The organism is Actinophytocola xanthii (assembly GCF_001921205.1).
GTDB classification, from domain to species: Bacteria; Actinomycetota; Actinomycetes; order Mycobacteriales; family Pseudonocardiaceae; genus Actinophytocola; species Actinophytocola xanthii.
This window is the reverse complement of record NZ_MSIE01000048.1, coordinates 17,277-30,530: the sequence shown is the minus strand read 5'-3', so window position 1 is coordinate 30,530 and position 13,254 is coordinate 17,277. Positions and strand designations below refer to the sequence as shown.

Annotated in this window: 13 protein-coding genes; 11 read left to right on the top strand and 2 right to left on the bottom strand. The window is 72.5% G+C overall.

The window, feature by feature from the left end; all coding sequences use genetic code 11:
• Positions 1–42: 42 nt before the first annotated feature.
• Positions 43–210, top strand: a complete 168-nt coding sequence (locus tag BU204_RS40220; RefSeq protein WP_158073506.1) for a hypothetical protein — start codon at positions 43–45, stop codon at positions 208–210.
• Between the two features lie 40 nt (positions 211–250).
• Here BU204_RS40220 and BU204_RS24935 read toward each other — a convergent pair whose 3' ends face one another.
• The gene (locus tag BU204_RS24935; RefSeq protein WP_075128176.1) at positions 251–3,082 is read right to left on the bottom strand and encodes a response regulator; all 2,832 of its coding nucleotides are present in this window, start codon (positions 3,080–3,082) and stop codon (positions 251–253) included.
• A 169-nt stretch (positions 3,083–3,251) separates the two neighbouring features.
• Between BU204_RS24935 and BU204_RS24930 the strand changes: the two genes are divergently transcribed.
• Positions 3,252–3,434, top strand: coding sequence for a PspC domain-containing protein (locus BU204_RS24930; protein ID WP_075128175.1), 183 nt, complete (start codon positions 3,252–3,254; stop codon positions 3,432–3,434).
• A gap of 8 nt (positions 3,435–3,442) precedes the next feature.
• On the opposite strand, the gene BU204_RS24925 is transcribed toward BU204_RS24930, so the two are convergent.
• Entirely contained in the window at positions 3,443–4,015 is a 573-nt protein-coding gene (locus BU204_RS24925) for a CGNR zinc finger domain-containing protein (RefSeq protein ID WP_075128174.1), read from the bottom strand.
• A gap of 65 nt (positions 4,016–4,080) precedes the next feature.
• Between BU204_RS24925 and BU204_RS24920 the strand changes: the two genes are divergently transcribed.
• The 9 genes from BU204_RS24920 to BU204_RS24880 all read left to right on the top strand — a co-directional run bounded on the left by BU204_RS24920 (position 4,081) and on the right by BU204_RS24880 (position 13,243).
• Positions 4,081–4,749, top strand: a complete 669-nt coding sequence (locus BU204_RS24920) for an AzlC family ABC transporter permease (protein WP_075128173.1) — start codon at positions 4,081–4,083, stop codon at positions 4,747–4,749.
• Entirely contained in the window at positions 4,746–5,054 is a 309-nt protein-coding gene (locus BU204_RS24915; RefSeq protein ID WP_075128172.1) for an AzlD domain-containing protein, read from the top strand. The genes BU204_RS24920 and BU204_RS24915 overlap by 4 nt, the downstream gene beginning before the upstream one ends.
• A gap of 70 nt (positions 5,055–5,124) precedes the next feature.
• Positions 5,125–6,822, top strand: a complete 1,698-nt coding sequence (ilvD, locus tag BU204_RS24910; protein ID WP_075128171.1) for a dihydroxy-acid dehydratase — start codon at positions 5,125–5,127, stop codon at positions 6,820–6,822.
• A 73-nt stretch (positions 6,823–6,895) separates the two neighbouring features.
• Positions 6,896–9,055, top strand: a complete 2,160-nt coding sequence (locus BU204_RS24905; RefSeq protein WP_075128170.1) for a putative bifunctional diguanylate cyclase/phosphodiesterase — start codon at positions 6,896–6,898, stop codon at positions 9,053–9,055.
• A gap of 161 nt (positions 9,056–9,216) precedes the next feature.
• Positions 9,217–10,635, top strand: coding sequence for a sensor histidine kinase (locus BU204_RS24900; protein ID WP_083661606.1), 1,419 nt, complete (start codon positions 9,217–9,219; stop codon positions 10,633–10,635).
• A complete protein-coding gene (locus tag BU204_RS24895) occupies positions 10,632–11,051 on the top strand; it encodes a roadblock/LC7 domain-containing protein (RefSeq protein ID WP_075128169.1) in 420 nt (139 codons plus the stop codon). Before BU204_RS24900 ends, BU204_RS24895 begins: the two co-directional genes overlap by 4 nt.
• Complete coding sequence (locus BU204_RS24890; protein ID WP_075128168.1) at positions 11,048–11,410, top strand: DUF742 domain-containing protein; 363 nt, start codon at positions 11,048–11,050, stop codon at positions 11,408–11,410. The genes BU204_RS24895 and BU204_RS24890 overlap by 4 nt, the downstream gene beginning before the upstream one ends.
• Positions 11,391–11,996 (top strand): GTP-binding protein, encoded by a 606-nt coding sequence (locus BU204_RS24885; RefSeq protein WP_075128167.1) that lies wholly within the window; start codon positions 11,391–11,393, stop codon positions 11,994–11,996. Before BU204_RS24890 ends, BU204_RS24885 begins: the two co-directional genes overlap by 20 nt.
• On the top strand, positions 11,996–13,243 hold the full coding sequence (locus tag BU204_RS24880; RefSeq protein WP_233160578.1) for a cytochrome P450: 1,248 nt from the start codon (positions 11,996–11,998) through the stop codon (positions 13,241–13,243). Before BU204_RS24885 ends, BU204_RS24880 begins: the two co-directional genes overlap by 1 nt.
• The last annotated feature ends 11 nt before the right edge of the window (positions 13,244–13,254 follow it).

Genomic DNA, 13,254 nt, shown 5'->3' with positions numbered 1-13,254 from the left:
TAGGACCAGTCCGACATGTCGCCCACGGGAAGGAAGACGACCATGGCGCTCGATCCCAGCCGCCGCTCGCCCCGCCTGCTCGCCACGCTCGCCGCGTTCGCGCTGCTGCCGCTGCTCGCGGCCTGCAACGACGAGGGCGACGACGATGACGGCGACGACGACGACAGCATGGGCGCCCGGCCGGCCGTGGTCATGATGGTGTCCCAGTGACCCTCCGCCGGTGATGGTGTGACGGCCGTCCCGGCCCGGATCAGCCGGTAGGTGTCGAGTCGAGCTCGGTCCTCAACATTGACAGGACCGGGCGGACCAGCTCGAACTCCTCGCGCATCCGGGCCAGGGACGGCTCGGGCAGTCGCTCGCCACGAGCCTCGACCTCCACCTCGCCGGCGAGCGCGGACAGTGCGTCGGCGCCGATGTTGGCCGCCGAGCCCTTGAGCGCGTGGGCGTGCATGGCCACCGCCGCCGCGTCGCCCCGGCATGCCGCCTGCGCGATCAGGTCGATGGTCCCGGGCGTCCTCGACATGAACGTGCCGATCAGCTCGCTGGCCAGCGCCCTCTCCTCCGGGGAGGGGTGGGGCCCGGTGAGGTCGTCGAGGCGGGCCCGGATCGACGACTCCAGGTCGTGTGCGCTCCCGTTCGACGGGCCGCCGCCGGACTCGAGCCGCACGGGGAGCATGGGCGCGAGCGCCGCGGCGAGGTCGGACGGACGGACCGGCTTGGCGAGGTAGTCGTCCATCCCGGCCGCGCTGCACGCGGTCCGGTCCTCGACCAGCACGCTCGCGGTCATCGCGATGATGTGCGGCTGACGGTCCTCGGGAACCTGGCTTCGGATGAGCCGGGTCGCGGCCAGGCCGTCGAGCTCGGGCATGTGCACGTCCATCAGCACCACGTCGTAGGCGGTCTTCCGCGCCGCGCGCACGGCCTCGATCCCGTTGCCGACGACGTCCACCCGGTGACCGAGCTTGGTCAGCATGAGCTGGGCGACCTTCTGGTTCACCGGGTTGTCCTCGGCCAGCAGCACGTGGAGCTGGCCGTCGGGTTCCGGCGGGCTCCCAGGTGCGGCCGGCTGGGGCGGGCCCGCGCGGGTCCCGTCGCCCCGTGACATCACCCTGCTCAGCGTCGCGCGCAGCGTCGACACCCTTGTGGGCTTGGTGAGGCTCGCGTCGAAGATGCGGCCGTACTGGTCGGAGCGTTGGCTGATGCTGCTGAGCAGGATCATCGGCAGGGCCGCGGTGTCCGGCCGGGCACGCAGCTCGGCACCCAGGCGCACCCCGTCGACCTCGGGCATGTGCATGTCGAGGATCCCGACGTCGATGTGGGTCCCGGCATCGAGCAGGGCGAGCGCCTGCTGGGCCGACCCCGCGTCCACGCAGTGCATGCCCCAGCTGGTCAGCTGGGTGCGCAACACCTTGCGGTTGGTGTCGTTGTCGTCCACGACCAGCGCCGTGCGGCCGGCAAGCACATCGCTGGTCGCGCGGTGCTGCACGGTGGGGCAGGTCCGCACGCGTGCGGTGACCGTGAACGTCGAGCCGATCCCGGGCGTGCTGGCCACGGTGATGTCGCCGCCCATCGCCCTGGCGAGCTGGCGGCTGATCGCGAGGCCGAGGCCGGTCCCGCCGTACACCCGGGTGGTGGACGCGTCGACCTGGCTGAACGAGCGGAAGACGTCCTCCATGTTCTCCTCGGGGATGCCGATGCCGGTGTCCCGGACCGTGGCCTGGAGCAGCAGCTCCCGTTGCCCTTCCTCGTCCTCGGGGCCGGGCAGCGGTTGGGCGTCGACGGTCACGACGATCTCGCCGGTCTCGGTGAACTTGACGGCGTTGCTGAGCAGGTTGGCGAGGATCTGGCGGAAGCGGGTGGCGTCGCCGCGCACGACGTGCGGGCAGGACGGTTCGACGAGCCCGACCAGCTCGAGTCCCTTGGCCGCGGCCTGCAACGCGACCAGGGCCAGCGCGCTGTCCAGGCACTCGATGACGTCGAAGGAGGAGTCCTCCAGGCGGAGCTCGCCGGCCTCGATCTTCGAGTAGTCGAGGATCTCGTTGATGATCTCCAGCAGTGCGTCGCCGCTGTCGCGGGCGGTGGTGACCAGCGAGCGCTGCTCCTCGTCGAGCCGGGTGTCCATCAGCAGACCGGTCACCCCGATCACGGCGTTGAGCGGGGTCCGGATCTCATGGCTCATCGTCGCGAGGAAGGCCGTCTTGGTGCGGGCCGCGGTGACCGCCTGGTCCCGCGCCTCGACCATCGCCTCGGTCGCCGCGTTGACGGCGAGGGCCATTTCGCGCAGCTCCACGGGGCCGGCGATCTCGGCCCGGGCGTCCCGGTCGCCGGCGGCCACCCGCCGAGCCGCCTGGGTCACCCTGACCACCGGTCTGGTCACCTTGCGGGTGAACCACCAGGCGCCGAGCCCAGCCAGGGCCGCGACGCCGAATGTCGTCCACAGGACCAGCGCGCGGGTCACGTTCGCGTTGCGCTCGCTCGTGGCCTGACGCTGCGCCAGCAGTTCGCGCTCGTGCTGTCGGATCTCGTCGAACAGTCGCTCGAGGCGGGCGGTGTCCTCGTCGGCGTCGGTCGCCGCGAGCACCTCGGGGACGGCGGCCATGCCCTCGCGCCGCCGCTGGTCCACCGCGTCGGACAGGTCGGCGAGGTACTCGTCGAGCAGGGCGTGCAGACCGCTGATCCGGATCTGTTGCGACTGGTCGTCCGCGGTCAGCCGGCGCAGCGACGCGATGGAGGACTCCATGGTCACGGCCGCGTTCTGGTAGGGGGCCAGCAATGCCTCGTCCCCGGTCAGCAGGAAGCCGAACTCGCCGCGGACTGCCTCCAGGACCTGGTTGCGGAGCAGGGAGAGCTCGGTGAGGACGTCGTAGGTGTGGTCGACCGGGCGGCGGTCGGCGAGCAGCGCGCCGATCCGCAGGTAGGAGCTGATCCCGACGGTCAGCAGGCCGGCGATGGCGAGCAGGTAGCCGGTGGCGAGCAGCCGTCCGACCGTCCATCCCCATCGCCGCTGGCCTGCCACCACGTCCTCGCACTCCCGTCCGCCGGACGCCCTGCCCAGCCTCCGTTCCCCGGCGGTACGTCCCATGTGAGCACAGTGGTGGCAGGTCCCTCCACAGAAAGCCCGGAAAGAGTGAACCGCGGGGGTGGCGTCCCGAACGGCTTGGAACGAACCCGGAGGGTTATCGCACCGGGCTCAGGGGTAACTCAGGGATGTCAACGATGCCGAGGGTGTCGAGTACGGGGACGGTGGAGTTATGACCACATTGACCAGACCCCAGAGCCAGAAGATGATCGCGGGCGTGTGCGCCGGGCTCGCTGCCCGCTACGGCTGGAAGACCAGCAAGGTACGGCTGCTGTTCGTGCTGTCCTGCCTGCTGCCCGGCCCCCAGTTCGTGGCCTACATCGTGTTGTGGGCCCTGATGCCCAAGCGGTACTGAGCTCTCGCCTACCGGTCCGTGGTCGTCCGGGCGTAGTGCCGCCTCGCCCGGGCGCGGTTGCCGCAGTCCTCGCTGCGGCACCAACGCCGGCTCAGGTTCCGGCTGCGGTCGAGGAAGAACCAGCCACAGCCGGGGCCCGCGCAGCGGCGCAGCCGGTCCAGCGGCCCGGAGAGCAGGTCGACCACGGCCAGTGCGAGCGGGTGGACCAGGTCGGCCGTGCCGGTGACCCGGACCTCCGGGTGCAGCGGTAGCGCGGTGAGCTCGGCCCGGCGCCAGGCGTCGAGGTAGGCACGCCGCACGGCCTCCAGGTCCGCGGGCGACGCCGGGGTGTCGTCGACGGCGGCGTCCAGCAGATGTTGCAGGGCCGCCCGCAGGCGCCGTACCGCCCGCATGGCCTGTTCGTCGTCGGGGGCCGGTCGGTCCTCCGGCAGCGGCTCGACCAGGCCGGTCGTGGCGGCGAAGTCCAGCAGCGCCGCCGGGGTGGCTACCCGGTCCGCCGCCCGCCGCACGTCCAGTCGCCAGGCTGTGGTGTTCGCGAAGTCCAGCGCCACGTGCCCCCCGACGAGCGCCCCGTCGTCCATACCGGGAGCGTAGCCAGCGCTGTTCTAATGCCTGTAAGCCTGGTGCACCTGTTAGGTTGCCGGGCATGGACCGAAGCTTCGTCACGGGCGTGCGGGTGGGGCTGGGGCTCGCCCTCGCCTCGTTCGTGCTGGCGGTCACGTTCGGGGCGCTCGCCAGGTCCGCCGGGTGGGGCGTCGTCGCGCCGATCGTGTGCTCGCTTGTCGTGTTCTCCGGCTCCGCCCAGTTCGCCCTGGTCACGGTGATGTCCGGGGGTGGCGGCGTGGCCGCGGCGATCGCGGCGGCCGGCCTGATCAACGGGCGGTTCGTCCCGATGGGGATCGCCGTCTCCGGTGACCTGCGGGGCGGTCGGCTCCGGCGGGCGCTGGAGGGGCAGGCGGTGGTGGACGGCTCCTGGGTGGCGGCCCACCGGGGCGGCGGACGCTTCGACCGGCACCTGCTGTTCGGCGCCACCGCCGTGCAGTGGCCGGCCTGGGTGGCCGGCACCGCCCTCGGCGTGGTGCTCGCGCCGCCGGAGGGACTGGTGCACGACCTCGGTCTGGACGTCGTGTTCCCCGCGTTCTTCCTGGTGCTCCTGCTCGACGAGCTGCGCTCCTCCGGCCGGGCCCGGGCCGCCGCCGGGCTCGGCGCCACGGTCGCGGGCGGGCTGGTCCTGCTGCTGCCGGCGGGGGTGGCGCTGTTGGGATCCAGCGCCGCCGCGCTGCTCGGGCTGGCGACCCCGCGGGAGGACCGGTGACCATCTGGCTCGCGATCGGATGCGTCGCACTGCTGAGCTTCGCGATGAAGGCGGTGGGCCCGGCCGTGCTCGGCGACCGGGAGCTGTCCGGGCGGGCTCGCGGGGTCGTCGCGCTGCTCGCGCCGGTACTGCTCGCCGGGCTCGTCGTGGTGAACGTGGCCGGCCCGGGGTGGCGCGGCCTGGACTGGACGCTGGTCGTCGGCCTGGGTGGCGTTGTGGCGGCGCGGGCGTGCCGAGCTCCGGTGCTCGTGGCGGTTCTCGCCGGCGTGGTGGTGACCGCGGTGCTGCGGGTGGCCCTCGGTTGACGGGACGCGGCGCGGCCCCGGTCGCGCTACGGTGGAACCACCGTGCACCGCACCGGGGTGAGGAGACGCCATGGACCTCAGGCACCAGTCACGGTCTCTTGTGGAGGGTCCGGCCCGCGCGGCGGCCCGGGCCTACCTGCGGGGGATGGGGTACGACGAACAGGCCCTCGCCCGCCCGTTCGTCGGCGTCGCCCACTGCTGGACCGAGACCATGCCGTGCAACTTCACCCACCGCACCCTCGCCCAGTCCATAAAGGACGGAGTGCGCGCGGCAGGCGGAACCCCCATGGAGATCAACACGATCGCGATCTCCGACGGGATCACGATGGGCACCGACGGCATGCGTACCTCGCTGGTCTCGCGCGAGGTGATCGCCGACTCGATCGAGCTGGTGGCGCGCGGGCACCGCTTCGACGCGCTGGTCGGGGTCGCCGGCTGCGACAAGACGATTCCCGCCGTGGTCATGGCGATGGCCCGGCTCGACCTGCCGAGCGTCCTGCTCTACAGCGGCTCCATCCGCCCCGGCTGCTGGCGCGGTCAGGACGTCACCATCCAGGACGTGTTCGAGGCCATCGGCGCCCACTCCGCCGGGCGGATCACCGACGCCGAGCTGGCCGAGCTGGAAGGCCTCGCCTCGCCGGGTCTCGGCGCCTGCGGCGGGCAGTTCACCGCGAACACGATGGCGATGGTGTTCGAGGTGATGGGGATCAGCCCGCTGGGCTCGGCCATGGTCCCGGCGCAGGACGAGGCCAAGAGCGGCGTGGCCGAGCAGGCCGGCCGGCTCGGGATGCGGGTGCTCGCCGAGGACCTCAGGCCGCACGACGTGATCACCCGGGCCTCCATCCGCAACGCGCTCGTGGCGGTCGCCGCGTCCGGCGGGTCGACCAACGCGGTGCTGCACCTGCTCGCCGTGGCGGCCGAGATGGGCGTCGACGTCACCCTCGACGACGTGGACGAGATCAGCGGCAAGACCCCGCTGGTCTGCGACCTGAAGCCGGGTGGCCGGTTCGTCGCGACCGACCTGTACGCGGCCGGGGGCGTGCCGCTGCTCGTGGCGCGGCTGCTGGAGGGCGGACTGCTCGACCCCGACGTGCCGACGGTCACCGGTGCCACCCTGGGCGAGGCCGCCGCCGCGGCCGCGGAGACCCCGGGGCAGGAGGTCGTGCTGCCACTGGACCGTCCGCTCAAGCCCACCGGCGGGCTCGCGATCCTGCGGGGCAACCTCGCGCCGGACGGGTCGGTGGTGAAGCTCTCCGGCCACGAGCGGCAGTGGCACCGGGGTCCGGCCCGCGTGTTCGAGGGCGAGGAGGCGGCGATGGCGACCGTGCTCGCCGGCGACATCCGGCCGGGCGACGTGCTGGTGATCCGCGGCGAGGGCCCGGCCGGCGGGCCGGGGATGCGCGAGATGCTCGCGGTGACCGGTGCGCTGCAGGGCGCGGGGCTCGGACCGGAGGTCGCGCTGATCACCGACGGCCGCTTCAGTGGTGCTACGAGGGGGTTCATGGCCGGGCACGTCGCGCCGGAGGCCGCGCGGGGCGGTCCGATCGCCGCCGTGCGCGACGGTGACACGATCACGATCGACGTGGCGGCCCGCCGCATCGACGTCGACCTGTCGCAGGAGGAGATCGCCGCCCGGGCCGCTGCCTGGAGCCCGGCGCCCAACCCGTTCCGCACCGGCGTGCTCGCGAAGTACGAGGCACAGGTGGGCAGTGCGAGTACCGGTGCGACCACCAACCCGGCCCTGCCGGAGGTGCGTCGACCCGTCTGACGTGCTGGTGCTCGCGGAGTGAGCTGCATTACCCTCCCGCAGGTCGAGGTCGGTGGGTGGGGATCGGAGACACGTGGCGGACACGGGGCTGCGGCGGACGCGGTGGCTGACCGACGCCTTCGCCTGGTTCACCACCGTGGGCCTGGCGGCCAGCGTGCTCGCCGGGGCGGCACCGATCGCACTGCGGGTCGCGGTCGCGGTGCTGGTCCTGGTCGTCCTCGTCTGGTGGATCTCCCGACGGGCGCCCGGATCCTGGTGGCTGGTCGGCGTGGAGACCGCGGTGATCGGCCTCGGTTGCCTCGCGCTGCCGAACCCCCAGCCAGCACTCGGTTTCCTGTTCGGGCTGGCGGCCCGCCGCGCGGTCCGCGGCGAGCTCGGGCCCTACCTGGTCCGAGCGATGCCCGCCCTCGCCGCCTACCTGCTCGCCGCGCTCTACGTCCTGCTCGCCGGCGTCAACCCCGACCCGTACCAGATCGCGCCGGCCCTGTTCCCGTTGCTGGGACTGGTGATCGGCACCCTCGCGCTGTCCGACGCGGTCCGCGCCCTCGGTGCGGCGAGGACGGCCTACGGCGAGGTCGCCGCCGCCAACGAACGACTCGACGTCGTCCTGCGCACCACGCCGGTCGCCCTGGTCGTGCTGGATCCCGGCCAGGCTGGCGAGGACACGGTGACGATGTTCAACGACCGCGCGGCCGAGCTGTTCGAGTGGACCGGCGACGGTCCGCGGTCGGTGCGCTGTGCACACGGCAGCGACCTCGCCCGGTGCGAGCGGGGCTGCCTCGCGCGGTGCCTGGCCTCCGCGAGCGAGGGTGAACCGGTCGAGTGGAGCCACCGGCGCACCGACGGGTCCGTCCGCACGATCGCGGTGCACTCCGCCCAACTCCCCGAACCGTCCGCCGATTCGCGGCCCGGCCGCCGGAGCAGTGAGGCGGTGCTGCTGGCGTGTGTGGACGTCAGCGCGCAGCGGGAGCTGGCCGACCGGCTGCGCAGGCGGGCCGAGCGGGACGAGCTCACCGGGGCGGCCAGCCGCGCGCACTTCACCGACCTGCTGCGAGCCGCGCTGGACCGGGGGCGCCCGGCCCTGCTGCTGATCGACCTCGACGACTTCAAGGAGGTCAACGACGCGCACGGGCACCCGGTCGGCGACCAGTTCCTCGTCCAGGCGGCCGGGCGGATCGGCAGCGCCGTCGGGTCGGCGGGCGTCGTGGGCCGCCTCGGCGGTGACGAGTTCGCCGTCCTGGTCGAGGACGGCGACCAGGATCGGGCCGGAGAGCTGGCCGAACGCGTGCTCGCCGAGCTCGCGATCCCGGCCAGTATCGGTATCGCGCTCGCCTCCGGTGATGCCGAGGAGTCGGCCGACGTCCTGCTCCGCGACGCCGACACCGCGATGTACACGGCCAAGCGCGCCGGTGGCAACCGGTTCCAGCTCTTCCACGCCGAGCTGCGGACCGCGCTGCTCCGTCGCCAGCAGGACGAGGCGGAACTGCGGCAGGCGCTCGTCGATGAGCAGTTCGTGCTGTACTTCCAGCCGATCGTCGACCTCCGGACCGGGACGGTCAGCGGCGCGGAGGCGCTGATCCGCTGGCAGCACCCGGAACGTGGGCTGCTACCGCCGGCCCCGCTGGTGGAGCTGGCCGAGGAGACCGGCCTGATCGTCCCGCTCGGCACCTGGGCGCTGCGCGCTGCCTGCCGACAGGCCGTGCGCTGGCACCGCGACGGCATCGAGATCGGCATGAGCGTCAACGTCTCGGCGCGACAGCTGCACACGGCCGACTTCGTCGACACCGTCGACGCGGCGCTGCGGGACACCGGTCTCGCGCCGGAGCGGCTCACCCTGGAGCTCACCGAGTCCGCGCTCGTCCGGCCCTCCGCGCTGGAGGTGCTGCGGCGCATCCGGGCGTTGGGGGTGCGGGTCGCGCTCGACGACTTCGGGACCGGCTACTCGTCGCTGAGCTACCTCCAGCGCCACCCGTTCGACCTGATCAAGATCGACCGCTCGTTCACCGGCCGGCTGGGCGGCGCACCCGCCGCGGCCGGCATCGTGCGCTGTGTGCTCGACCTCGCCGCCGTGCTCGGCACACCCGTCGTCGGTGAGGGCGTGGAGACCGTGGAACAGGCGCGGTTCCTCGCCTCCGCCGGTTGCGCGCTGGCACAGGGATACCACTTCGGACGTCCGGTACCACCGTCCGAGTTCCTCCAGACGGTCCAGGCCGAACCGATCCCGCTGGCCTGAACAGCCGGTTCGGGGCGGAGCGGAATTCGGACACCGGCGGGGAAATGCCCGTTTTCAGTCCATTGAGGACGAAAGGGTCATCTCGGCGGGTACGACGGGCATGGTCGGTGCCCCGTCCGATATCTTGTCGAACTAGCCGAACGTGAGGAACCGGTATCACGATGTCACCTCGACCCGACCACACCCACACCGATCGACGGCCGACGGCCGACGCGTTGTTATTCCTGCTCGCGGCGTTGGTGCTCACCGGTGGAGCGACGCTGTGGGTGTCCCTCCAGGTGCCCGCCGGCGACCGGCTGGTCGTCGCCGTGTTCGGCGGGACCGTCTCGTTGGCGCTGTGCGTGGCCGTGGCGGTCGCCGCGCACCGCGGGCGGCAGGCCCGAAGCGCCCGCGACGAGGCGAGAAAGCTCGAGGCCGAGTTCGCCGTGCTGGCCGAGGAGTTGCTGCCAGCCGCCGCGCGGCGGCTGCGCGAGGGGGCCTCGGCGGACACGGTGATCAGCGAGGCCCCGCGCCAGGTCAGCCCCGTCCACCGGCAGATCCTGGCCATGGTCGCCCGGGAGATCAGCGCCGGCGAGCGCAGACGTGCCGCGGCCATGGCGGCGTGCGCCAGCGCCGCCGGGCGGGTGCAGGCGATGGCCACGAGCATGCTCGCCGACCTGCGGGAGATGGAGAGCCGGCACTCCGAGGAGGTCCTCGGTGATCTGCTCAGGCTCGACCACAGTACGGCGCAGACCGGCCGTCTCGCGGACAGCATCGCCGTGCTGACCGGCGCCCGCTCCGGCCGTCGGTGGACCAAGCCGATCGTGATGGAGAGCATCCTGCGCGGCGCGATGGGACGGATCGGCGCCTACCAGCGGGTGCGGGTGCACTCGGCGAGCACCGCCGCGATCGCCGGCTACGCGGCCGAGGACGTCATGCACGCGCTCGCCGAGCTGATGGACAACGCGACCCGGTTCTCCGCCCCGTCGGAGGAGGTGCACGTCTACGTCGAGGAACTGCACACCGGCGTCGTGGTGACCATCGAGGACGGCGGGCTGGGGATGAAGCCGCAGGCCCTGGAGCGCGCGGAGGCCGCGGTGTCCACCTCCGCCGCGCTGGACATCGCGAAGCTCTCCGGCACCCGGCTCGGCCTCGCCGTCGTCGGCGTCCTGGCCCGCAAGCACCAGCTGCACGTGTTCTTCCGGCCGTCCTCGCGCGGCGGAACCGGTGTCGTCGTGCGGATCCCGAACCAGCTGATCGTGCACCCGCGCTGGGACACCACCACGACCGCGCCGCAGCCCGCGATCGTCGAGGCGCCCCCGGTCGCGCAGGCCGAGATCGCCGCCTCGGCGGCCGTACCCGCCCAGGGCGGCGGCGCGGCCACCGCGGTGCTCGACGGCGATCCGCGGCCGGTACTGCCCAAGCGGCCCCGCGGGCACACGCTCGCCACCAGCACGCGGCCGGCCGAGTCCGCTCCGCCGAGCCCGCCGCGCCCCCGCAACGACTTCGGCGCCCGGTTCAGCGCCTTCCGACAGGGAGGCCGGACGGGCCACCACGACGACAGCGGCCCGTCCGCTCCACTGGAGGATGAGTCCCGATGACCACGACGAGCCCGAACCTCGAGTGGCTGCTGGAGAACCTGCTGGACAAGACGCCCGCCGCGACGCACGCGCTCGTGCTGTCCCGCGACGGGCTCAAGCTCTGCCACACCAGCGGGCTGACGATGGACAAGGCCGACCAGTTGGCCGCGATCGCCGCGGGCGTGCAGGCGCTTTCGCAGGGCGCGTCGATGGAGTTCGGCGACGGGACCGGCGGGGTCCGGCAGTCGATGACCGAGTTCCACGGCGGCATCCTGTTCATCGTCGAGGCCGGCGCCGGTGCCCACCTCGCGGTGCTCGCGGGTGAGGACGCCGACGTGGGGCTGATCGGGCACAACATGAACGAGCTCGTCGAGCAGATCGGCGAGTTCCTCACCGCCCCGCCCCGGCACTCCGTGCCTGGCGGCCGACTCCCATGATCAGGCGGGAGCTCGAGGGCGAGGACCCGGACCGGCTCTACACCGTCACCCGCGGTCGGAGCCGGGCGGACAACGACGACCTGGATCTGGTCACGTTGATCGTCAGCAAGGCCGAACCGGTGCCGGGGATGCAGTCCGAGCACGCCAGGATCCTGCAGATCTGCCGGTCCCCGACGGCTGTCGTCGAGATCTCGGCCGAGCTGGGCCTGCCCGTGAGCGTGGTCAAGATCCTGCTCTCGGACATGCTCGCCGCCAACCAGATCTCCTCCCGCAACCCGTCCGCGACCCGCGCAGGCGCCGCCCAGCTGCCCGACGCCGCGTTCCTGAGGAAGGTGCTCGTTGGACTCCACAATCTCTGACCAGCAGAGCCGGGTGCCGCTGCGCAGCACGGCGACCGAAGGCCTCAAGATCGTCGTCGTCGGCGGCTTCGGTGTCGGTAAGACCACGCTGGTCCGCTCGGTCAGCGAGATCCGTCCTCTGTCCACAGAGGAGATCATGACGCAGGCGGGGGCGGGGGTCGACGACAACAGCGGGGCGACCGGCAAGTACACGACGACCGTCGCCTTCGACTTCGGGCGGATCAGCCTGGACGAGGAGCTGGTGCTGTACCTGTTCGGCGCCCCCGGCCAGGAGCGGTTCTGGTTCCTGTGGGACCGCCTGTTCGCCGGCACGCTCGGTGCGGTGGTCCTCGTCGACACCCGCCGGATCGAGGACTCCTGGTACGCCATCGACCGCCTCGAGCACCACGGAACCCCGTTCATCGTGGCGCGCAACAACTTTCCGGGGTCGACGCGCGACCTCGCGGCGGTCCGGGAGGCGTTGTCGCTGGCCGACGACGTCCCCCTGATCGACTGCGACGCGCGCGACCGGAACTCGGCCAAGCGGGTGCTGATCACCCTCGTGAACCGGCTCTACGCCCTGACCTCCGCACGGGAGACCCTCTGATGACCGATCTGCGGCATACGACCGACCCCGTCACCGAGCCCGTGGCGACCCTGCCGCCGGGCCCGGTGCGGCTCTACGGTCCACAGTTCGAGAAGGACCCCGGTGCGCTGTACGCGGAGATCCGCCGGCAGCACGGTCCGGTCGCGCCGGTCCTGCTCGAGGGCGAGGTGCCGGCCTGGTTCGTCTGCGGCTACCGCGAGGTGCACCAGGTCACGACCGACTCGCAGCTGTTCGCCAGGGACACCCGCCGCTGGAACGCCTGGAGCCAGGTGCCGCAGGACTGGCCGCTGGCGGCCTACGTCGTGCACAACCCGTCGGTGATGTTCACCGAGGGGACCGAGCACCGGCGCCGCGCCGGCGCGATCAGCGACGCGCTCGACGCCGTGGACCAGTTCGAGCTGAGCACCCAGTGCGAGCGCATCGCCGACCAGCTCATCGACGAGTTCGCCGGGACCGGCGAGGCCGACCTGATGGCGCAGTACGCCGAGCGGATCCCGCTGCGGGCCGCCGTCGCCATGTGTGGGATGCCCACCGCGGACATGCCCGGCATGGTGCGCGACCTCGGCCTGTCGATCGACTCCTCTGGCCAGGAGTCGCTGGACGCCTACGGGCGCGTACAGCAGGCGATGGCGCGGCTGGTCGCGGACAAGCGGGTCGCACCCGGCCCGGACGTGCCGTCGCGACTGCTCCAGCACCCGTCGGGCCTGACCGACGACGAGATCGTGCTCGACCTGCTCGTGGTGATGGCCGCGGCGCACCAGCCGACCACGTACTGGATCGGCAACACGATCCGGCTGATGCTGACCGACGTCCGGTTCGCCACGACGTTGTCCGGCGGCCGGGCCAGCGTCGGGCAGGCGCTCAACGAGGTGCTCTGGCAGGACACGCCCACCCAGAACTTCATCGGCCGCTTCGCCACCCGCGACACCCGGCTCGGCGGCCAGCGCATCCGCACCGGTGACCTTCTCGTACTCGGCCTGGCCGCGGCGAACAACGACCCGCACGTGCGCAAGGACGCCGGGGGCGCGGTCGGCAACCGGGCACAGATGTCCTTCGGACACGGGGAGCACGGTTGCCCGTACCCGGCGCCGGAGTTGGCCGAGGTGATCGCCAGGACCAGCATCGAGGTACTGCTGGACCGGTTGCCGGACCTGATGCTGGCCGTGCCGGCGGAGTCGCTGACCTGGCGCCCCTCGATCTGGATGCGCGGCCTGACCTCACTGCCAGTGCGTTTCACCGCGGTGTAGCGGAGTCGCCG